The 22,342-nt window shown below is 33.3% G+C and carries 24 protein-coding genes and 1 riboswitch; of the genes, 14 read left to right on the top strand and 10 right to left on the bottom strand.

Annotated features, from left to right (window positions below):
• Positions 1-38: 38 nt before the first annotated feature.
• Positions 39-680, top strand: a complete 642-nt coding sequence (locus OA85_RS06720) for a polysaccharide deacetylase family protein (RefSeq protein WP_039109422.1) — start codon at positions 39-41, stop codon at positions 678-680.
• Between the two features lie 12 nt (positions 681-692).
• Here OA85_RS06720 and OA85_RS06715 read toward each other — a convergent pair whose 3' ends face one another.
• The 7 genes from OA85_RS06715 to OA85_RS06685 form a co-directional block, all read right to left on the bottom strand.
• A complete protein-coding gene (locus OA85_RS06715; RefSeq protein WP_039108730.1) occupies positions 693-989 on the bottom strand; it encodes a co-chaperone YbbN in 297 nt (98 codons plus the stop codon).
• A gap of 73 nt (positions 990-1,062) precedes the next feature.
• Positions 1,063-2,298 (bottom strand): metallophosphoesterase, encoded by a 1,236-nt coding sequence (locus OA85_RS06710; RefSeq protein ID WP_039108728.1) that lies wholly within the window; start codon positions 2,296-2,298, stop codon positions 1,063-1,065.
• A 225-nt stretch (positions 2,299-2,523) separates the two neighbouring features.
• Complete coding sequence (locus OA85_RS06705; RefSeq protein WP_039108726.1) at positions 2,524-2,715, bottom strand: hypothetical protein; 192 nt, start codon at positions 2,713-2,715, stop codon at positions 2,524-2,526.
• A gap of 101 nt (positions 2,716-2,816) precedes the next feature.
• A complete protein-coding gene (locus OA85_RS06700; RefSeq protein WP_231557081.1) occupies positions 2,817-4,154 on the bottom strand; it encodes a HAMP domain-containing sensor histidine kinase in 1,338 nt (445 codons plus the stop codon).
• Between the two features lie 8 nt (positions 4,155-4,162).
• A complete protein-coding gene (locus tag OA85_RS06695; RefSeq protein ID WP_039108725.1) occupies positions 4,163-4,837 on the bottom strand; it encodes a response regulator transcription factor in 675 nt (224 codons plus the stop codon).
• Between the two features lie 199 nt (positions 4,838-5,036).
• Positions 5,037-5,216 carry a hypothetical protein gene (locus tag OA85_RS06690; RefSeq protein ID WP_039108723.1) on the bottom strand — a complete coding sequence of 60 codons (180 nt, stop codon included), beginning with the start codon at positions 5,214-5,216 and terminating at the stop codon, positions 5,037-5,039.
• Between the two features lie 194 nt (positions 5,217-5,410).
• Positions 5,411-6,934, bottom strand: coding sequence for a hypothetical protein (locus OA85_RS06685; protein ID WP_039108722.1), 1,524 nt, complete (start codon positions 6,932-6,934; stop codon positions 5,411-5,413).
• A 343-nt stretch (positions 6,935-7,277) separates the two neighbouring features.
• Between OA85_RS06685 and polA the strand changes: the two genes are divergently transcribed.
• Positions 7,278-10,118 (top strand): DNA polymerase I, encoded by a 2,841-nt coding sequence (polA, locus tag OA85_RS06680; RefSeq protein ID WP_039108721.1) that lies wholly within the window; start codon positions 7,278-7,280, stop codon positions 10,116-10,118.
• 64 nt (positions 10,119-10,182) lie between these two features.
• Here the strand turns inward: polA and OA85_RS06675 are convergent, their stop codons facing one another.
• From OA85_RS06675 to OA85_RS06665, 3 genes are all read right to left on the bottom strand, one after another.
• Positions 10,183-10,944 (bottom strand): T9SS type A sorting domain-containing protein, encoded by a 762-nt coding sequence (locus OA85_RS06675; protein ID WP_039108719.1) that lies wholly within the window; start codon positions 10,942-10,944, stop codon positions 10,183-10,185.
• 2 nt (positions 10,945-10,946) lie between these two features.
• On the bottom strand, positions 10,947-11,474 hold the full coding sequence (locus OA85_RS06670) for an ankyrin repeat domain-containing protein (RefSeq protein ID WP_039108718.1): 528 nt from the start codon (positions 11,472-11,474) through the stop codon (positions 10,947-10,949).
• Positions 11,475-11,561: 87 nt separating this feature from the next.
• Entirely contained in the window at positions 11,562-12,587 is a 1,026-nt protein-coding gene (locus OA85_RS06665; protein ID WP_039108716.1) for a LacI family DNA-binding transcriptional regulator, read from the bottom strand.
• Positions 12,588-12,913: 326 nt separating this feature from the next.
• Here OA85_RS06665 and rplM point away from each other — a divergent pair, with 326 nt between their 5' ends.
• The 12 genes from rplM (at position 12,914) to OA85_RS06605 (ending at position 22,313) form a co-directional block, all read left to right on the top strand.
• A complete protein-coding gene (gene rplM / locus OA85_RS06660; protein WP_035669714.1) occupies positions 12,914-13,369 on the top strand; it encodes a 50S ribosomal protein L13 in 456 nt (151 codons plus the stop codon).
• Entirely contained in the window at positions 13,369-13,755 is a 387-nt protein-coding gene (gene rpsI, locus OA85_RS06655; protein ID WP_039108715.1) for a 30S ribosomal protein S9, read from the top strand. Before rplM ends, rpsI begins: the two co-directional genes overlap by 1 nt.
• 173 nt (positions 13,756-13,928) lie before the next feature.
• The gene (gene rpsB, locus OA85_RS06650; RefSeq protein WP_039108714.1) at positions 13,929-14,726 is read left to right on the top strand and encodes a 30S ribosomal protein S2; all 798 of its coding nucleotides are present in this window, start codon (positions 13,929-13,931) and stop codon (positions 14,724-14,726) included.
• Between the two features lie 132 nt (positions 14,727-14,858).
• Entirely contained in the window at positions 14,859-15,683 is an 825-nt protein-coding gene (tsf, locus tag OA85_RS06645) for a translation elongation factor Ts (RefSeq protein WP_039109420.1), read from the top strand.
• 153 nt (positions 15,684-15,836) lie between these two features.
• Complete coding sequence (locus tag OA85_RS06640; protein ID WP_039108713.1) at positions 15,837-16,490, top strand: queuosine precursor transporter; 654 nt, start codon at positions 15,837-15,839, stop codon at positions 16,488-16,490.
• Between the two features lie 2 nt (positions 16,491-16,492).
• On the top strand, positions 16,493-17,053 hold the full coding sequence (locus OA85_RS06635; RefSeq protein WP_039108712.1) for a DNA-3-methyladenine glycosylase I: 561 nt from the start codon (positions 16,493-16,495) through the stop codon (positions 17,051-17,053).
• A 91-nt stretch (positions 17,054-17,144) separates the two neighbouring features.
• Positions 17,145-17,240, top strand: a riboswitch (TPP riboswitch).
• 63 nt (positions 17,241-17,303) lie between these two features.
• The gene (gene thiS, locus OA85_RS06630) at positions 17,304-17,510 is read left to right on the top strand and encodes a sulfur carrier protein ThiS (protein ID WP_039108711.1); all 207 of its coding nucleotides are present in this window, start codon (positions 17,304-17,306) and stop codon (positions 17,508-17,510) included.
• A 185-nt stretch (positions 17,511-17,695) separates the two neighbouring features.
• On the top strand, positions 17,696-19,519 hold the full coding sequence (gene thiC / locus OA85_RS06625) for a phosphomethylpyrimidine synthase ThiC (protein WP_039108710.1): 1,824 nt from the start codon (positions 17,696-17,698) through the stop codon (positions 19,517-19,519).
• Positions 19,520-19,603: 84 nt separating this feature from the next.
• Complete coding sequence (locus OA85_RS06620) at positions 19,604-20,203, top strand: thiamine phosphate synthase (protein WP_039108709.1); 600 nt, start codon at positions 19,604-19,606, stop codon at positions 20,201-20,203.
• Positions 20,176-20,931, top strand: coding sequence for a hydroxymethylpyrimidine/phosphomethylpyrimidine kinase (locus OA85_RS06615; RefSeq protein WP_039108708.1), 756 nt, complete (start codon positions 20,176-20,178; stop codon positions 20,929-20,931). Before OA85_RS06620 ends, OA85_RS06615 begins: the two co-directional genes overlap by 28 nt.
• Positions 20,924-21,556, top strand: coding sequence for a thiamine phosphate synthase (locus OA85_RS06610; RefSeq protein WP_039108707.1), 633 nt, complete (start codon positions 20,924-20,926; stop codon positions 21,554-21,556). The genes OA85_RS06615 and OA85_RS06610 overlap by 8 nt, the downstream gene beginning before the upstream one ends.
• Entirely contained in the window at positions 21,543-22,313 is a 771-nt protein-coding gene (locus OA85_RS06605) for a thiazole synthase (protein WP_039108706.1), read from the top strand. The genes OA85_RS06610 and OA85_RS06605 overlap by 14 nt, the downstream gene beginning before the upstream one ends.
• The last annotated feature ends 29 nt before the right edge of the window (positions 22,314-22,342 follow it).

Here is a 22,342-nt window from a genome sequence, read left to right as displayed (position 1 = left end):
AAATGTCGCTATTTTTTTTTACTTTTAAAATAAAAAAAATGAAACTTCATTGGATAAAAACGAGTTGGATTATAAAAAAATTATTTTCAAATTACATTTGGGACTTACCCAATACTAGAAATAAAGTTTACCTCACCTTTGACGATGGACCTATTCCTGAAATCACTGAATGGGTTTTGGAAGAATTAAAAAAACACAAAGCAAAAGCAACTTTTTTTTGTATTGGAGATAACATTGAAAAACATCCCGAAATATTCAAAAAAGTAATTAATGAAGGCCACGCAATAGGGAATCATACATTCAATCATCTGAATGGCTGGAAAACGACAACTGAGAGCTACATAGAAAATTTCATACGATGTGAAAAAATCATTCAAAAATTTGTAACCAACCTAAAATCTAAAGTCTTTCGTCCACCTTACGGAAAGATAAAAACAACCCAAGCTAAAGAAATACGGAGATTAGGCTATAAAATAATAATGTGGGATGTGCTAAGCGCAGATTTTGATCAAAAGCTATCTAAGGAAGAATGTTTAGAAAACGTACTATCCAATATAGAATCAGGAAGTATAATTGTTTTTCATGACAGCATAAAAGCTTTCAAAAACTTAGAATATGTACTTCCAAGAACTTTAGCCTATCTAGAAAAGAATGATTTTATCTGTGATATTATAGAATAAAAAAAGTAATTATTAAAATTGTTCTTGAACAATACTAATAATAGTGTTAGCATCTAACTCTCCAGATTGCCTCCAGATCATTAACCCTTCTTTATAAATCATAAGTGTAGGAAGGCCTTTTATTCGGAGTGCTTCGGCTAATTCTTGATTTTTATCAACGTCAATTTTAATTACTTTGGCTTTATCGCCAAGCGCTGCAGCAACATCTCTAATTACAGGATGCATTGAAACAGAAGATTCGTTCCAATCCGTATAAAAATCAATCAACACAGGAATTTGTGTGTTTATAAGTTCTCCAAATTTTGACATAAAAGCAAAAATTTAATTTTCTAAATTTACTAAAAAAAGATAATTATTCTACAAATGTAACATTTTAAACGAATTAAGCCACATCCTTGCCTTTTTTTAGTTCGATGACAGTAATTTCAGGCATTATTCCGACTCTTCCTGGATAAGCATGAAAGCCAAACCCTCTATTTACATAGACATATCGTCCTACATTTTCATACAAACCGGCCCATTGTGTGTAAACATATTGTGCTAAACTCCATTTGAAATAACCCGGGATTTCAATCCCAAATTGCATTCCATGCGTGTGTCCAGATAATGTAAGGTGGAAATTTTTCTCATGATGCTGCACTTCGTAATCCCAATGTGATGGATCATGACTCATCAAAATTTTAAAATCTTCTTTATTTACATGTTCTGATGCTTTGTTAATATCGCCCGCTTTCTTAAAATTTTGTCCCCAGTTTTCCACACCAATTAATGCAATTTTATCATTCCCTTTTTCGATAAAAGTATGTTCATTCAACATTAATTTGAAACCAATTTGTCCGTATAGACTTTTTATATCTTGAAAATTTTTCTCTTTAGCCGCCTCAGATGGCCAAGTTACATATTCGCCATAATCGTGATTCCCTAAAACCGAATATTTCCCATATTCGTGTTTTTTTATTCGGTTGAATGTTTCAATCCAGGGATGCATTTCTTTGGCATCCGTATTTACAATATCTCCAGTAAACAAAATCATATCTGAATTTTGTTCATTTACTAAATCTATCGCATAATTTATTTTTTCAGGATTATCAAAGCTTCCACTATGAACATCAGATATTTGAGTAATCGTAAAACCATCGAAAGCATCAGGCAAATCAGGAAAGAAAATTCGTTGTTTAATAACCTTATAATTGTACTTACCAACCGTCACACCATATATTAGAGATAAAAAAGGAACTGCAGCCAATCCTAATCCAATCTGACTCACAAATTTTCTTCTAGAAGCTAAAAAAGTCATATTATCATTGTTCTCAATAAAATAATTTACTGATCCGGCTCCAATTCTAAAGATATCTTCTCCAAGTAATACAAGCGCTAAAACCATTTTTGGAACATATACTAAAAGTACTAAACCCATAGTAAACATTGTTTGTTTAGTTTGTCCTACAGAACGGTCAAATTGCATGAAAGAATAAACAATGAATACTAACAATAGTAAACTAATAATCTGGTAGGAGACCAAAACCCATTTTACCTTTATTAAGGTTCGCAATGCTTGAAATGCATAAAGCTCAATAATAAGAAGGACAATACATAATAATAGTATGCGAAGAATCATTTTATAATATTTTATACAAAATAACAAATTAAGAAAATACTTTTAGTTTTTATTAATCAAAATTTAACTAAAATCGTACCAAATACATTGCAACAACCCTTTTTTATAAAAAAAGCTGATAAATTTCTTTATCAGCTTTTTTTCAATTAAACCCTATTTATTTTACTAACTACCTTTTAATAATTCATTTAAACAATTTTACGAAAGTAAAATAAGAGTAATTAATTATTTTTTGGCTTTAGTTGCTTCCATTTTAGCAGGTTCAGCTTTTGCAGCTTCTACTTTTTTAGCTTTTTTAGCAGCTTTTTTAGTAGCTTTAACTTCTTTAGCAGGAGCTGTTTTTGCAGGAGCTGTTTGAGCGTTTACCATTACTGTAGTTCCTAAAACCATTGCAGCTAACATCAATACTTTTTTCATGATCGTGAATTTTATTATTAATAATTTGATTTATTTATAGACCAAATGTATTACTGCTAAATGAAGATTTAATGAAGATTCCGTTCTCTGGTAAATTTTAACTATTTATTAAGTTTTTCATTATTCGGAAAACGCAAACGAAATGTTGTTCCTTCGTCTAGTTTGGAAGTAACTTCAATTATTATATGATGAAAAAGAGCAATACTGTCAGCAATGGCGAGTCCTAAACCATTTCCTTCTTCATTAGCATCTATTCTAGAAAATCGATTGAATATCTGATCTATTTGGCTTTCATTCATTCCAATTCCAGTATCAGAAACTGACAGAAAATAATTGGAATCTAAAAATCCATCTATAATGGTAATGCTTCCATTTTTTTTATTGTATTTAATGGCATTTACCATCAAATTATATAAAAGAATATGAATTAGGGTTTTATTCCCAATAAACTGAAAATCATATTGAAGACTCATCGTGAAAGTCAATTCCTTTTCATCCATACGATCTTTCAAATCTTCATGCAAATCAGTAAGTAATTCGCCTAGATTTATAGTTTCATTAGACTCGTATTGATGGTTTTCAATCCTTGAAATAAGCAATAAATTATTGATTACTTTCTTGAGCATATCTAACGTTTTTAGAGAACTGGCAATTTTATCAATAGCACTATCGTTTAATGAATCATTCTGAAGTAAATTTTCAAATTTATTTTTTAATAATGCAATTGGAGTCAAAAGCTCATGAGAAACATTGGCAATAAATTGTTTTTCTTTCTTGAAAAGTTCGCTTATTCGATTCATCATTTGATTTAAGACCATATCCAATTCCTGAAAATCTGCAGAATGGGAGTTTATTGGCGTATGATCAAAAGTGTCTGGTTCATTTACCCGACGAATTTTAGTATCGATAATTTTATAGAAAGGCTTCAAAAGATATTCTATATAAAAAATATCCATCAAAAAAGTAACTAATAGAATAATAACGAGCACGATTAAGACAAAAAATCGAATTGTAAAAGTTAGTTCCTCAACTTCACTCAGACTACTGCCTATTTCAAGCTGATAGCGAGTTTTCTCATAAAGAAATTGATATTGTAAAATCCTGTAATCGCTTTTTTCTTCCTCAATTATTCGAGGCTCATTGATAAAAACCGTTTTATCTACTTCGGAATTTATTGGCAACCTGGATAATTGCAGAAATTCACTATGCAATGTAGAAAAGCTTGCGTAGGTTTCCGTTGAGTCATTCCTAACAATGAAATCATTGATTTCCTTCTTATCTAAATGTTCAATAAACTTCTGCTTTTTTTCTAATAAACTTTTATTAATATGTTTATAAACCACTTTTTCAACTAAAACGGGTAACATCATCCATAAAACCAAAATTACAAGCAATCTGGTTATAGCATTGAAGATGGTTAATTGGTGTTTTATTTTCATAAAATAATTTAATCGTTAATCCTGTAACCAACACTTCTTACCGTCTCAAACCATTCAATAGCAGCGTATTTTTCTAGTTTTTTACGCAAGTTTCGTACATGTACATCAATAAAATTCGAATCAGAATTAACCTCCAGAATGTCACCCCAAATATGTTCCGTTAATTGTAATCTGGTAATAACACGGTTTTTATTTAGCACCAAATATTGAAATATATCAAATTCTTTTTTGGTCAGTTTAACTGGAATTCCATCACAATGCACTTTATAATCTTGAAGCTGCAAACTAAAGTCATGAATGTCTAAATCATTAACAACAAAACCATGTATGCGCCTAATGATAGCAAATAAACGTGCTCCTAACTCTGTCAAAGCAAAAGGTTTAGTAAGATAATCGTCTGCCCCAAGCTGTAATCCATTAATTCTATCATCGAGTTCGCCACGGGCCGTTAGTATTATGACTGCCATTTTAGATTGTATTTTACGAACCGTTTTTAAAATCTCAAAACCACTTCCATCGGGCAATCCAAGATCCAATAACATAATATCATAATCATTGCTGTTAATTTCCTCTAATGCAGTGGCACAGTTTTTAGCGATTTTACAAACATAGCCACTCGTAGAAAGAAAATCTTTCAACTCAATAGCTAATTCAGCATTGTCTTCAACGATAAGAATATTCATAAATGATTTGTCTAGTAAAACTATTCAAAGTAACAAATAATGTAAATGTAACTGTTTTAATAGTTATAAATTTAAATGAAAGTTGGTAATAAAAAAAGCTGATAAATAAATTTATCAGCTTTTTCAACAATTAACCCTTTTGTTTTGCCATCTTGGCAATTCATTTTACATTACTCAGAAAGCAAAACAAAAACGTTGATTATTTTTTTGCTTTAGATGTTTCTGCTCCAATAGCAGCAGCTTGTTTCTCTGCTCTGTGTTTTTTGTGTTTTTCAACTTTCACTTCTTTGGCCGGAGCTTTTTTTGTTGGAATAGTTTTAGCATTTACCATAACACTTGTTCCTAACATAATTGCAACTAACATCAATACTTTTTTCATATTTTCTAAAATTTAAATTATTCATTTGTTATTTATAGACCAAATGTATACCTACAATATGAAGAAAAAATGAAGATTTACCCACGTAGAAAAGTTTAACTTATTATTAAGTTTTTAAAAATTTAATTCAATTAAAAAGGCTTCACTTTTTCATTAAAAGTGAAGCCTTGAAATTATAAATATAAATTTGTTCCTTATTTCATAGACAAATTCAACGAATATACATCCAAATATATTTTTGTACCTGTATTTATTCTTTTCACATGAACTTCTATTGATTCATTTGAATTTAAAGAAACTGTCCCAGTAACTGGAAAAGATTGCACAAACCCACTATTTGTATCAATATAAGTCTCTGTTTCTGGCAGAGGTACTACGGTAGTACCATTGGTAGAAATTTTTGCTATATAATAAACATAGGTCGCATTTGTTCCACCAGAAACTTCAGCAAATGAAATTGAGGCATTAACTTGAAAAGTTCTTGTTTTTTTACCTGTATAAGTTAATCTCCCACTAACATCCGATTTAACTCTATATAAATTAGAAACAGTTGTAGCGTTAGTAATTACTTTATAATCGGTATTTTGAGCAGTGGCGGTTGTTCTTGTTGAAGTCGTGTTGTTACTATCATATAAAAATCCTGTTGCAAATGCATCACCTTCATTTGGAACCCCTGCACATCTGACTGCCCATCTATTATCAAAATTATAACCTGTATAGTTCCCAACCGTGTACCCTTTTATATATAGACCAGTTGTAAGCGTTCCAGTAAAAACAGCTGATTCTATTACTGCATCTCCGGTAATTGTTGGATTACTGGAGACATCAAGACCAACAACCGCACCGTATACTTCACTAAATCCTCCTGTTTTTTCAACTAAACCAAAAGTTCCTTGAAATGTTTCATAGGTTCCAGAATTATTTCCAAACCAAGCGGCATTACTAAGCAAGACCTTACTGATATCTTTATAAACAATCCCAGTAGTATTTCCTAAATACTGTACGATACTTACAAAAGCTAATGCAAAATTTTCAATTTTACCTATGTTAGAAGAACTTGCTATGATACAATCCCTTAAAACTAAACTTTGAGTTTGCGTTCCTGATGCGATTGATCCTGTTCCAATAACATTAAAAACATTACCACTTGTTGCCGTCAACGTCAATATCTTAACAGAACCTCCGGTTGTACCTGTAAAAAGATCCCCAGATGCCTTAACCAATTTATCTTCTCCAGCATCCTCACCAACAATATAAGCATTATTCAATTCTATTGGTAAGTCAACATTAACAATACCATTAATTTCATATAAAGTATTCGTATCAAGAAGGTATTTAGTGCTTCCTCCAGCCGTTTTTTCTGCAGCTAGAACTGTTGCTAAAACATCCGTAGATTTAATACGCTTAAACTTTAATCGTCCATCTTTATCCCCATATATTTTATTCCATAATGAGGTTGAGGAATCATAATACTGAAGGGCCTTGATATCCGTATCATATACCATCAAACCATTCGCAGGACTAGCAATAGATGTCCTTTGCGCAGTGGTCATCCTTGGCGCTAGCATCCCTTGAGTAGTAGACGTTAAGTCTAAAACCGAACTTGCATCAGGAGTAACTGTTCCAATTCCCACTTGAGAAAATACATTTGTCGTTATTATCATGAAAAATAATAGACAGGCTTGTAATACCTTTTTAGCAGGGTAATTTTTTTTCATAATAAACGAATTAAAAGATTAAATATAAAGAGCGTCATTAGACACTAACTCTATTTAGTAAAGCTACGAAACATGTCGTTTAAATACACATTTTATCGATTAAATACTTATTTTTAATAATTATATATTTATAATCTTACAAATATTATTATTAATAATACTGTTTTCGATTAAATTCAGTCATGTTAGTAAAAATTTCAAATAAATTTTAGATTAAAAATCATTTAGCTTCAATTTCTTAGATTACCAAAACTCAAGAATATGATTTATAAGAAATATTTAAAACTCTCTATTCTTTATCTGACAAGTTTTGTACTTTTGAAAATTATACAAAATTACAATCATGTCACAACAAAAACGCCTGTTCCTTTTAGATGCTTATGCTTTAATCTTTCGTGGTTATTATGCTTTTATAAAAAATCCTCGAATCAATTCTAAAGGAATGGACACATCAGCCATTATGGGATTCATGAATTCATTGATGGATGTAATAAAAAGAGAAAAACCGGATCATTTAGCCGTTGCTTTTGATAATGGTGGCAGTCAATTAAGAAATGAAATATTCCCTGAATACAAAGCACATCGAGATGCAACTCCTGAAGCTATAAAAATTGCTATCCCATACATTCAGGATTTACTGAAAGCTATGCATATTCCTATCATAGAAGTCAAAGGTTATGAAGCCGACGATTTAATAGGAACCATTGCAAAACAAGCCGAAAAACAAAACTACAAAGTCTTTATGGTAACCCCAGATAAGGATTTTGCACAATTGGTTTCTGAAAATATTTTCATGTACAAACCCGCTCGAATGGGTAACGGAATAGAAATTTGGGGAATTCCTGAAGTTTTGGCAAAATTCGAAATTGAAAGACCTGATCAAGTCATTGATTTTCTTGGTATGATGGGAGATGCCGCCGATAATATTCCAGGATTACCCGGTGTAGGAGAAGTTACTGCAAAGAAATTATTAAAGGAATTTGGAACTATGGAAAACCTTTTGGCAAATACTGACAAGCTAAAAGGAAAAATGAAGGAGAATATTGAAGCCAATAAAGAAAAAGGATTATTATCTAAAATTTTAGCGACTATTTTATTGGACTGTCCGGTAATTTTTGATGAAACCGATTATGAATTATCGACTCCAGATGTTGAGAAAACAGATGCTCTTTTCAACGAATTAGAATTTCGAAGAATGGCAGAACAGTTTGATACTATATTTAAAAAAGGCGGAACAGCAACAGCTAACAATCCGGTTGACGAAGCTAAATTATATAAAAAACCACAACCCAAAAATGAAGAACAATTTGATCTTTTTGGAAGTACTAGTTCAGATGAAACTTCTGAAGAAACACGCCATCAATATTACAATTCATTAGAAAATACGGAACATTCTTATCAGATTATTCAAGGTGATTTAGGATTAAAATTATTATTACAAAATTTACAAAATCAATCTGCTGTCTGTTTTGATACTGAAACGACAGGCTTAGATGCCTTACACGCTGAATTGGTTGGAATCTCTTTCTCCTATGAAAAGGGAAAAGGATTCTATGTTCCATTTCCAGAAAACCAAGAAGAAGCACAAACTTTAATCGAAAAATTTATTCCTTTTTTCGAAAATGAAAGTATTGAGAAAATTGGGCAAAATTTAAAATACGATTTAAAAATTCTTTCTAATTACAACATTAAAGTAGAAGGAAAATTATTCGACACCATGATTGCGCATTATCTGATTAATCCCGATATGCGTCATAACATGGATATTTTAGCGGAAACTTATTTAAAATATTCTCCAAAATCTATCGAAGCTTTAATTGGAAAAAAAGGAAAAAACCAGAAATCAATGCGCGACGTTGAATTGGAAGAAATTAAAGAATATGCCGCTGAAGATGCTGATGTCACATTGCAACTCAAAGAAATATTCACTTTGGAATTAGACAAAACCGGCACCAAAAAACTTTTTGAGGAAATTGAAATCCCATTGGTAAAAGTCTTAGCTGATATGGAAAAAGAAGGGATTCGTGTGGATGTAGATTTCTTGAAATCACTATCAAAAACATTAGATGATGATATTAAAATATTAGAAGCAAACATTTATGAAACTGCGGGTGAGAAATTTAATCTGGCTTCTCCGAAACAATTGGGTGATATTTTATTCGACAAATTAAAAATTGGCGGAGCCAAACAAAAGAAAACCAAAACCGGTCAATATGCCACTGGTGAGGAAATCTTGAGTTATTTAGCCGCTGAAAACCCAATTGTAAAAGATATTCTTGATTGGCGACAATTGGTAAAACTGCAAAACACCTATGTCGAGGCCTTACCAAACCAAGTAGACAAAATTACGAATCGAATACATACCGATTATATGCAAACCGTAGCGGCAACCGGGCGTTTGAGTTCTAATAATCCGAATTTGCAGAACATTCCAATTCGTACCGAACGTGGCCGACAAATCAGAAAAGCATTTATTGCCAGAGATGAAAATTACACGATTGTTTCTGCCGATTATTCTCAAATAGAACTTCGCATTATTGCGGCATTGAGTGGCGAAGAAAACATGATTGCTGCCTTTCAAAATCATGAAGACATTCACAAATCTACCGCATCAAAAGTCTTTAATGTTCCATTAGAAGACGTTACTCGTGAACAACGAAGCCATGCCAAAACAGTAAATTTTGGTATTATTTATGGTGTTTCGGCATTTGGATTGAGTAACCAAACTTCCCTTTCCCGTTCCGAAAGCGCCGCTTTGATTGAGGCCTATTACAAAACGTATCCTAGATTAAAATCATACATACAGGAACAAATTGAATATGCCCGAGAAAATGGATTTGTACAAACAATTCTTGGACGTCGCCGCTATTTGAAAGATATTAATTCGGCTAATGCTGTGGTTCGTGGTGCTGCCGAAAGAAATGCCGTGAATGCCCCGATACAAGGAAGCGCTGCTGATGTTATCAAAATTGCGATGATTAACATCCATGAAAAACTAATATCCGAAAACTGGAAAAGCAAAATGTTACTGCAGGTTCATGATGAGCTTGTTTTTGATGTTCATAATTCTGAACTCGAAAAAATCCAACCCATGATAAAATACGAGATGGAGCATGCGTTTAAACTCGATGTTCCTTTGGATGTCGATTTAGGAGCCGGGAAAGATTGGCTGGAAGCACATTAAGTTTCAATAAGAAAGGGTCAGATTAATTTAATCTGACCCTTTCTTATTTAGTGCAAATAGTAAATTAATCAACCAATAATGTTTTTGTGGCATTTCCATAATCCGTTCTCACGACAACTGTATAAGATCCTATCGTTAAACCAGAAGTATTAATGACATTATCAAGGTTGGTAATTTTTTGCTGCCTAACCACTCTTCCTAAATTATCATAAACTTTGACTTCTCCCGAAGAAATTGCCACTGGAAGTTCTATTCTCATAAACCCTTTAGCTGGGTTTGGATACATCTTAAAAGACTCTACAGTAAAGTCCTTATTTCCTAGCATCAAATTAGTGGTAAGAGCTCCTCTATTTGTCGAACCATGATAAACTAAATTAAAACTTGCCGTACCAGATCTTGACCAAACTAGCATTAATGAACCCGCTGAATTGCTGAATGTATAATTCCCGGAAGAGACTAAAGCTCTTGTGGCAACTAATGTTCTAACTCCTGATACAATTGTATTAGAAGTTATAGTCCAACTTTGTGTTGCATCTAAAGCTGGTACATTCCCTGACCCTTGAAAAGTCCTATCTGTTAAGTCACTTCCTGTACATATTACAACATCTCCTCCATCAGCCATAGAATTAGTTCCAAAACCCAATCCAAGGTATCTGTCACTTGGCCCAACCATTGTTAAAGTAACCAATGTTGAAGACACATCAATTTTTGCAGAATATGCTAATCCAGATGTAGTTGATAAATCAACTGTACCAGTAGTAAAAGTTTGCCCAGACATAACCGAAATAATAAAAAAAGCAAATACAGTTAAAGTAAAGTTTTTCATAGCTATTTAGTTTTTAAGATTTCTATTAATTTATCATCATTAGCAAGTATGGCATAATCCGTAGCCGAATTACCTCTGTTATCTTTAAAATCAGGATTAGCTTTTGCTTTAATCAACAAACTCACAATATCATAGTTTTTAAACATTATGGCATATATTAACGCAGTAGTTCTATTTGCATCTGCAATATTAGCATCTGCTTTTTTACTTAAGAGTAACTTAGCAATTTCAAAATTTCCTTTTACAACTGCTGCCATTAAAGCAGTTCCCATATTACTGGTGCCATTTATATCGCTTCCATTTTCAATTAGAAATCTTGCTACTTCATTATTACCTCGATAACAAGCTAAAATTAATGGAGAAAAACCATCTTGGTTTGTGGTATTAAATGCTTGTGGATTTGTTTTGAATAATTCCTTCGCTTCATCTATAGTCCCTTTTCTGCCAATATCAAAAACATCAAGCTTTGCTTGAGCGAAAGCAGTATTTACAAAAAAGCATGAAACAAGTAAAATGTAAAATTTTTTCATAACATAACCTGTTGATTATAAACAATAAAGGTATCTTTTTTTTCAACAAAAAAGATACCTTTATAAAAAAATAATTCAAAAAATAATCTACAAATTTCTCGTAGATTCTCTTTCTTTCAATTTTGTTTTAATAACAACTGTTTCATATGGCAGATTCTCTTCTTTCGATTCTAATCTATCGATAAGTAACTTGGCTGCTACTTCCCCTATCTCAATACCATGCTGACTAACCGTGGTTAAACTTGGTGATAATCTTCTGGAAGCAAGAATTCCATCTGCAAAACCTATAATAGAAATTTCTTCAGGTACTTTATATCCTTTTTTAATAGCAATACGCAATGCAGCCACTGAGTCATTTTCTTCCAAAGCAAAGATTCCGTCAATTTTGTTATTATCAAAAATATTCTCGATTTTATCCTTTAAATCATCCTCTGAATCTGTACGAATAATTAAATTCTCATTTACAGGAATATTATTATCCGCCAATGCTTTAAGATACCCGTCAGCTCTTAATTTACCTACGCTTAAATTATCTACAGAAGAAAATAAAGCGATATTCTTGCATCCTAAATCAATCAAATGCTGGGTAGAATTTAAAGCCGAATCAAAATCATCAACTACAACTTTATCACAATCTACTCCTTCAGCAATTCTATCAAACATAACTATAGGAGTGCCATCATTAATAATCTCTTTGAAATGATTGTATTCATGAAGTTTTTGAGCTTCTTCTGAAACCGATAGAATAAACCCATCAATTGTCCCGTTACTCAACATTTCAAGGGTATGCGCTTCTTTTTCTAATGATTCATTAGAGATACACATTATTACATTGTACCCTTTTTCATCAGCAATTTTTTCAATTCCGCTAAATACTTTTGCAAAGAAAGAATTTAGAATATTAGGAATAATAACACCTATGGTTTTTGTTTTTCTATTTTTAAGGTTTAAACCAATAACGTTTGGTTTATAATTTTTAAGTTTTGCATATTCCTTAATTTTAATTTTTGTCAATTCACTAATTTCAGGACTATCGTTAAGTGCTTTTGAAACTGTAGAAACAGAAACATTTAATTCTTTTGCAATTTGTTTTAAAGTTGCTTTAGCTTTCATAGATCGGAATTTATTGCTTTTTAATGATTACAAGAATCATTTAATTTGTTTTCTTGTATAAAAATATAGTAATTATGTAATACAAACCTGCTTTTACAAAAGTGTAATATACAAATTTTATTTGACAACAAATGTAATACAATTATTGAAAGACCTAATATAAGTATAATCCGAAAAACACATCTTAAATTTATTCTAAATATACATTTGATTATCAGCACAAAAACATATAAAAAATATTCTTTTAAGGTATTTGTATTTAAAATAATTAATTGTACTTTTGCAACCCCTTTATTGGGGATGGAATGTTTAATTAAAAAAATATTATGGACGCATTAAGCTACAAGACACAATCAGCAAGCAAAGCCACAGTTACAAAAGAGTGGATTGTTGTAGATGCTGATGGTCATAACTTAGGTCGTCTTGCTTCAAAAGTCGCTATGATTTTAAGAGGTAAGTACAAACCAAGTTACACACCACACGTGGACTGCGGTGATAACGTAATCGTTATCAACTCAGAAAAAATCAACCTTACAGGTAACAAAATGGATGAAAAAACATACATCCGTCACACTGGTTACCCTGGAGGTCAAAGAACTTTAACTGCTAAAGTATTGCAATCAAAAAACCCTGCATTACTAGTTGAAAAAGCAATAAAAGGGATGTTACCTAAAAATAAATTAGGTGCTGAACTTTTTAGAAATTTAAATGTTGTTGTAGGATCAGAGCACAAACAAGGCGCTCAAAAACCTAAAACAGTTAACCTTAACGATCTTAAGTAATGGGAGTTATTCACAAAATCGGTAGAAGAAAAACCGCTGTTGCACGTGTTTATGTTTCGGAAGGAACAGGAGTAATCACTGTAAACAAAAAAGCATTCGAAACATACTTCCCAACTGCAACTTTACAATACAAAGTTTTACAACCAATGTCTATGACAGAAAATGTAACCAACTTTGACGTAAAAGTTAACGTTTACGGTGGTGGTTCAACTGGTCAAGCAGAAGCTGTAAGAATGGCATTAGCACGTGTTATGTGTGAAGTAAATGCTGAAAACAGAGGAATATTGAAACCAGAAGGTTTATTGACAAGAGATCCAAGAATGGTTGAACGTAAGAAATTCGGTCAGAAGAAAGCTCGTAAGAGATTCCAATTCTCTAAACGTTAATATTACCTGTCTTGTTCAAATGGGACAAGACATCGTGCATTTATTATTGAATTTAAAAAAACAGTTGTTGTTGCTCTCCTACTGAGGTAGGAAATAGTTTAGCATCTAAATGTATAAAGCCGAGAAATCGCCATTTATTCATTGCTAATCAACAGAACGTAAACTAGAACAAAATGGCAAACAAAGTAGAAGTAAAAGAATTACTAGAAGCAGGTGTTCACTTCGGACACATGACTAGAAAATGGGATCCAAACATGGCTCCTTACATTTATATGGAGCGTAATGGTATTCACATTATCAATCTATATAAAACTGCAGCAAAAATTGAAGAAGCTAATGAAGCTTTGAAAAAAATCGCTGCATCAGGTAGAAAAATATTATTCGTTGCTACCAAAAAACAAGCAAAAGATATCGTTGCTGAAAAAGCAAAAGCTGCAAACATGCCTTACATCACTGAAAGATGGCCTGGTGGAATGCTAACTAACTTCGTAACTATCCGTAAAGCTGTTAAAAAAATGGCTACTATTGATAAAATGAAGAAAGATGGTACATTCATGACCCTTTCTAAAAAAGAGCGTTTACAAGTGGATCGTCTTCGTGCTAAATTAGAGAAAAATTTAGGTTCAATCGCTGACATGTCTAGACTACCAGCTGCATTGTTCGTAGTTGATATCAAAGCGGAACACATCGCAATAAAAGAAGCTCAAAAATTAAACATTCCAGTTTTCGCAATGGTGGATACCAATTCTGACCCAAGAGAGGTTGAATTCGTAATCCCATCTAACGATGATGCTTCTAAATCAATTGATAAAATTTTATCTTTAGTAACAGCTGCAATCGTTGAAGGACTTTCTGATAGAGGTTCTGACAAAGAAGGTGAAGCTACTGCTGAAGTTGTTGCTCCTGCTGCTGAAGCTGTAGAAGTAGCTCCTGCCGTAGAAGCAGCTGCTCCAACTGCAACTGAAGAATAAATAAACATTTAATTCCAAGTTTTAATTCCTCTCCATAAAAAATTAGAAACCTAAAGTTGATAATTTAATAAAATTGGAAATTGGATTTGAAACTTGGAATTTTTTACTTTTAACCTTAAAAAAAAATACAACATGGCAACAATTACTGCTGCAGACGTAAATAAATTAAGAACAATCACTGGTGCAGGAATGATGGACTGCAAAAAAGCATTGGTTGAAGCAGACGGAGATTTTGATTTAGCTATCGAAAACCTACGTAAAAAAGGACAAAAAGTAGCTGCAAACCGTTCAGATAGAGAATCTACTGAAGGTGCTGCAATTGCTGTTGTAAATGCTGACAAAACTGCTGGTGTAGTTATCACATTAAACTGTGAGACTGACTTTGTAGGTATGAATGAAAACTTTGTGAAAATGGCTACTGAAATGGCTAATTTAGCATTGACTTTTGATACTAAAGAAGCATTTTTAGCAGCTGACTTCAACGGAGTTACTGTTGCTGATAAATTAATCGAGCAAACTGGAGTTATTGGTGAAAAACTAGAAATCAGAACTTTTGAGAAATTAGAAGGTGCTTTTATCGGGTCTTACATCCACTCTGGAAACAAAATCGCTACTTTAGTTGGTCTTTCTGCAAAAATTGAAGGTGCTGATGAAGTTGCAAGAAACATCGCTATGCAAGCTGCAGCTATGTCACCTATCGCATTAGACGAAAGTGGTGTAGACGCTGAAACTATCGAAAAAGAAATAGAAATTGCTAAAGATATCCTACGTCAAGAAGGAAAACCAGAGGCAATGTTAGACAATATCGCTAAAGGTAAATTGGCTCGTTTCTTTAAAGACAATACTTTAGTAAACCAAGATTACATCAAAGATAATAAAATGAGTGTTGCTACTTATGCTAAATCTTTAGACAAAGATCTTATCGTTACAGGTTTCAAAAGAGCCGCTTTAGGATAATTTATTCTGAAACAAGTTCAGAATCTCTAAGTTTATTTTTAGAAGTTTTCTAAACCAAATATAAAATCCCATTTTGTTGTAAAAACAAGATGGGATTTTTTTTATTATCTAAAAAGAAATTAAAATACTAAATTTGAAAAACTAATAATTTTTATGTTTAGATCCAAAAAAGATATTGTGTTTGTTATCCTAGCAGGAATCTTCATTACCAATGCAGTTGTAGCAGAATTAATCGGTGGAAAATTGATACAAGTGGGACCTTTCGTTATGAGTATCGGAATTTTGCCTTGGCCTGTAGTTTTCCTCACTACCGATTTAATCAATGAATATTTTGGAGAAAAAGGAGTAAAAAAACTATCCTATATTACGGCTTGTTTAATTGCTTATGCTTTTATTATTCTACTTTTAGCCATACTTGTTCCTGCGGCAAAAGGAATTAGTCCTGTAAATGATTCTCAATTTTATGCCGTATTTGGTCAAAGTATGTGGATTATTGCCGGTAGTATTATCGCGTTTTTAGTTTCCCAATTAATAGACGTAACCGTTTTTTGGTTTTTCAAAAATAGAACAGGGGAACGAAAAATATGGCTAAGAACAACTGGTTCTACAGTAGTTTCACAATTATTCGATTCCTTTATTGTATTAGGAATTGCATTTTGGTTACCCGGAAAAATCAACTTTGACACTTTTTTAAGCTCTGCAATAATAGGCTATACATTCAAATTAGGAATTGCTATTTTATTGACTCCATTAATTTATTTAGGACATCATTTAATAAAAAAATATTTATCAGAAGAAACAGAATAATCATGGAAGAAAAAACAAGATGTAAATGGTGTGTTGGTATTGATATTTATGAAAAATATCACGATGAAGAATGGGGAGTTCCCGTTTATGACGATCAAAAATTATTTGAATTTCTAATCTTAGAAACTTTTCAAGCGGGGTTAAGTTGGATAACCATCTTAAAAAAGAGAGAAAACTTCAAATTAGCTTTTGATGATTTTGACTATAAAAAAGTCGCACTTTATACCGAAGATAAAATCCAAGAATTACTTCAAAACGCAGGTATTATTCGCAATCAGTTAAAAATTCGCGCAGCAGTTTCAAATGCGGTTGCCTTCATGAAAGTACAAGATGAATTTGGCAGTTTTTCCAAATATATTTGGGAATTTACAGAAGGAAAGCCAATAAATAACAATCGAAAAACGCTGAAAGAAGTTCCTGCCACCACTCCCCTTTCTGATGCTATCAGTAAAGATTTGAAAAAACGTGGGTTTAAATTTGTGGGATCCACCGTAGTTTATGCTCATATGCAAGCAACAGGAATGGTCGATGATCACGTAGAAGATTGTTGGAAAAAACAGTAACTTTTTCAAAATCAATAACAAAACAAGTTCGAAAAGTTTCATTTTTTTTCAAAATTTAAGAATCACGTATTAAATAATATCCTATTTTTGTTCCACACTTTAGGGGTGTCTACAAATTGTAGGCTGAGAATTACCCTCTGAACCTGATCTAGTTCATACTAGCGTAGGGAAAAGTAAGATGACTTCCTTGTACATTTATGTACCCATGTAGCCATTCCTAAAGTATAACTGTATACTAAATTCAAAAGGAATGGAGCTTAAAATCAACAATCAAACAAAACAATTTGCAACTGACAGTCTAACTGTTCAGGCACTTCTTGACTTGGAAATTCCTATCAAACAAAATGGAATTGCTGTAGCCATTAACAATACCGTGATTCCAAAATCCAACTGGAATTCCCATCCTATACAAGAAACCGACGACATTCTCATCATCTCTGCAACTCAAGGAGGATAGTTTGGCTGCTCGGGCGGGCTATCCATTTCAAGTCCGCAGTTGCAATCCTATAAAACATAGTCTTAGTCAAAGCTTCCTAACGGTCGCTTCACTAATCCTTGTTTTATTTGGCTTTCCACTTTACGGGTTTCCATTACTATCTCTAGCAGAAGACAAACACTCATCAAAACATAAACTACTGAACAATGAATAACGAAGAAAAAATCTCAAGAACTCCTTTCCCTAACTCTACAAAAATTTACGTAGACGGAACCATCCATCCCATAAAAGTAGCGATGCGAGAAATTGCATTGGCAGACACTAAAATGTCAAACGGCAGAATAGAAAAAAATCCTCCAGTAACTGTTTATGATACTTCTGGTCCATTCACAGACCCAAATATCGAAATTGACATTCGAAAAGGATTACCACGCATCCGTGAACAATGGATTTTGGACCGTAATGATGTTGAAGAATTAACTGAAATCTCTTCTGAATATGGAAAAAAGCGTTTGAATGATGAAAGACTAAACGAATTGCGTTTTGAATATTTACACAAACCCATGCGTGCCAAAAAAGGAGCCAATGTATCCCAATTGTATTACGCAAAACAGGGAATCATTACTCCCGAAATGGAATATATTGCTATTCGTGAAAACCAACGCTTGGAGCTAATAAACGAACAAACCAAAGCCATGCAATGCCAACATGGCGGAAACAGTTTTGGAGCTAATACACCAAAATCTAAAATCACACCGGAATTTGTACGTAGCGAAGTAGCAAGAGGTCGTGCCATTATTCCAAATAACATCAACCACCCAGAAAGCGAACCTATGATTGTAGGTCGTAACTTCTTGGTGAAAATTAATGCTAACATTGGAAACAGTGCCGTAACCTCAACTATCGAAGAAGAAGTAGAAAAGGCAGTTTGGGCTTGCCGTTGGGGAGCTGATACTATTATGGATTTATCAACGGGTAAAAACATTCACGAAACCAGAGAATGGATTATCCGAAATTCTCCCGTGCCAATTGGAACTGTGCCTATTTACCAAGCTTTAGAAAAGGTAAATGGCGTTGCCGAAGATTTAACTTGGGAAGTATTCCGCGATACGTTAATAGAACAAGCCGAACAAGGTGTTTCTTATTTCACTATTCATGCAGGTGTTTTATTGCGTTACATTCATTTAACAGCCAATCGCGTTACCGGAATTGTTTCCCGTGGTGGTTCTATCATGGCAAAATGGTGTTTGTTTCACCACAAAGAAAACTTTCTTTATACTCATTTCGAAGAGATTTGCGAAATTATGAAACAGTATGACGTAGCCTTTTCATTAGGAGATGGTTTACGTCCAGGTTCTATTGCCGATGCAAATGATGCTGCACAATTTGCCGAATTGGAAACACTTGGTGAACTGACAAAAATAGCATGGAAACATGACGTTCAGGTATTTATTGAAGGTCCCGGTCACGTACCGATGCACATGATTAAGGAAAACATGGACAAACAATTAGAACATTGTGACGAAGCTCCTTTTTATACTTTAGGACCATTAACAACTGATATCGCTCCAGGTTATGATCACATCACTTCTGCTATTGGTGCAGCAATGATTGGTTGGTACGGATGCGCGATGTTATGCTATGTTACGCCAAAAGAACACCTTGGTTTACCCAACAAAAAAGACGTCAAAGATGGTGTAATCACTTATAAAATCTCCGCACATGCCGCCGACTTAGCCAAAGGTCATCCAGGATCGCAATACCGTGACAATGCCTTGAGCAAAGCGCGCTTTGAATTCCGTTGGGAAGACCAGTTCAACTTGTCATTAGACCCAGATACAGCGCGTGAATTTCATGATGAAACATTACCGGCAGATGGTGCAAAAGTGGCTCATTTTTGCTCGATGTGTGGACCAAAATTCTGCTCTATGAAGATCTCACAGGAAATTCGTGATGTTGCTGAAGCCGAAAAAGGTATGCAAGAAAAATCACAAGAATTTGTAGAAAGCGGAAAAGAAATTTATGTTTAGAATTAAGATTAGGAGTATTAAGATTAAAAAAAGAGAAATGCTTACTTCTTAATACTTAATACTCCTCTCTTAATACATTCCAATATGATACTAATCTCAAATCCAACTCCAATTGAGAATGAAATTAACCTCATCCATCAACTTTTCAAAGAAGGATTACAGTTATTTCATGTTCGAAAACCAGATTTTTCAACAGCAGAAATGAAAGCTTTCTTATCGGAAATAAAATCGGATTATAGACAAAATTTGGTTTTACACAGTCATCATCAATTGGCAGAAACATTTGGAATTAATCGCATTCATTTTACAGAAAAAATGAGAGCCGAAACATCCGAAGAATGTTTAAAGAAATGGAAAGAACGAGGATATAAACTCTCTACTTCCATTCATAGTATGACTGACTTTGAAAAATTATCTGATGTTTTCGATTATGCATTTTTTGGGCCGGTTTTCGAAAGTATTTCTAAACCAAATTACATTTCGGATATTGACTTTGAAAAAGAATTAAAACAAAGAAACAACAACAAAACTGCATTAATTGCAGTAGGAGGAATTACATCTGAGAGAATCAAAACTGCATTAAAATATGGTTTTGAAGATGTGGCACTTTTAGGTACCATTTGGAACAGCAACAACCCAATAGAAAATTATAAACTATGTCAGCAAATCGCCCTTTCGTATTAACAATTGCAGGTTTTGATCCTTCTGGAGGTGCAGGAATTTTGGCTGATGCGAAAACATTCGAACAACATCATGTATATGGATTTGCAGTTAATACCGGCAATACCATTCAAACTGAAAATGAGTTCTTCGAAATGCAATGGACTGACTTAGATTTTGTTTTGAAATCATTGAAAAAATTGTTCGGCAACTATACTATTAAAGCCGTAAAGATTGGAATTATTCCTTCATTGGATTATTTAAGAGAAATTGTTTTGGTTGTAAAAAAACTTTCGCCAAAAACAAAAATAATTTGGGATACGGTTTTGAAGTCCAGTAGCGAATTCAATTTTACAACCATCGAAAATCAAGCTATTTTGATAGAAATCTTAAAAAAAATAGATTTAATAACACCTAATTACAATGAGATTTTACAATTGTCTTCGGGAGAAAAAAATCCAGTTTTAATCGCTCTTGAACTTTCAAAATTCTGTTCAACTTTACTTAAAGGAGGTCATAATCCATTTGCAGTTGGTATCGATTATTTATATACCGGAAATGAGATTTTCAAGCTTGCACCAAATAGTACTTTAGCTTTCGAAAAACATGGCTCCGGCTGTGTATTATCATCCGCTATTACAGCCAATTTAGCCTTGGGACAAGACCTAAAAACAGCATGCAGCAATGCCAAAAAATATATAGAAACCTATTTACAATCTAACCAAACCAAATTAGGATACCATTATGCATAACCAATTACAATACATTTCTCAAGGAAACACAGTCGAAAAACAATTATATAACATCCACAAAGCATTGGATAATGGTTGCGATTGGATACAAATGAGATTCAAAAAAAATTATTCAGATGATGCTTTTACTTTAGCGGAAGCCGTAAAAATGTTATGCAAAGAATATTTAGCGACTTTTATCATCAATGACAACGTTCATTTAGCACAACAATTAGATGCTGACGGAGTTCATTTAGGTTTGAGTGACATGAGCGTTGAAGAAGCAAGACTCATTTTAGGTAAAACAAAAATCATTGGAGGCACCGCAAATACTTTTGAAGACGTGCTTCAAAGAACAACTGAAAATTGTGATTATATTGGTTTGGGACCGTTCCAATTTACAACCACCAAACAAAATCTAAGTCCAATTCTAGGATTGGTAGGATATCGGTCGATTATCGGTCAAATGAAGGCAAAAAATATCCAAATTCCCATTTATGCCATTGGAGGAATCACACTTGAAAATGTAGAAAGTTTAATGAAAACTGGAATTCACGGAATAGCGGTTTCAGGTTTGATTACACAAACTGAAAATGCATCGCAACTTATCAATCAACTTAACGACAAATTATATGTTACCATTTAAAATAGGAGACAAAACCTTCGAATCCCGCTTATTTTTAGGCACAGGGAAATTCGGTTCCAATCAACAGATGGAAGAAGCTATTTTAGCATCCGGGAGCGAGTTAGTAACCGTAGCTTTAAAACGTGTTGATTTAGAAACCGAAACAGATGCTATTTTAGCACATCTGAAACACCCAAAAATTAATTTATTACCCAATACTTCTGGTGCAAGAAATGCTAAAGAAGCCATTTTTGCAGCACAATTAGCCCGCGAAGCATTAGAAACCAATTGGCTCAAACTCGAAATTCATCCTGATCCAAAATATTTAATGCCTGATGCAATCGAAACTTTGAAAGCTACGGAAGCATTATCCAAATTAGGATTTATCGTTTTGCCTTACATTCATGCGGATCCAGTTTTGTGCAAACGTTTGGAAGATGCAGGAACTTCAGCGGTAATGCCTTTGGGCTCGCCAATTGGCAGTAACAAAGGATTAAAAACCATTGATTTTTTAGAAATCATTATCGAACAAAGTAGAGTTCCTGTAATTATCGATGCAGGAATTGGCGCGCCATCTGATGCAGCAAAAGCAATGGAACTTGGAGCTGATGCGGTTTTGGTAAATACTGCAATTGCAGTGGCAGGAAATCCAATACTGATGGCAGAAGCTTTCAGAGAAGCAGTTATTGCAGGTCGAAAAGCCTATGAAGCGCAATTAGCACAAAAAGTAAATCGTGCAATAGCTTCAAGTCCTTTGACAGCGTTTTTATACGAATAATTACCAAAACTTAACCACAAAGCACACAA

Source organism: Flavobacterium sp. AED, from assembly GCF_000812945.1.
Taxonomy (GTDB): domain Bacteria; phylum Bacteroidota; class Bacteroidia; order Flavobacteriales; family Flavobacteriaceae; genus Flavobacterium.
Note: the sequence above shows the minus strand (reverse complement) of the source record. Positions and strands in the feature narration are given on the sequence as shown.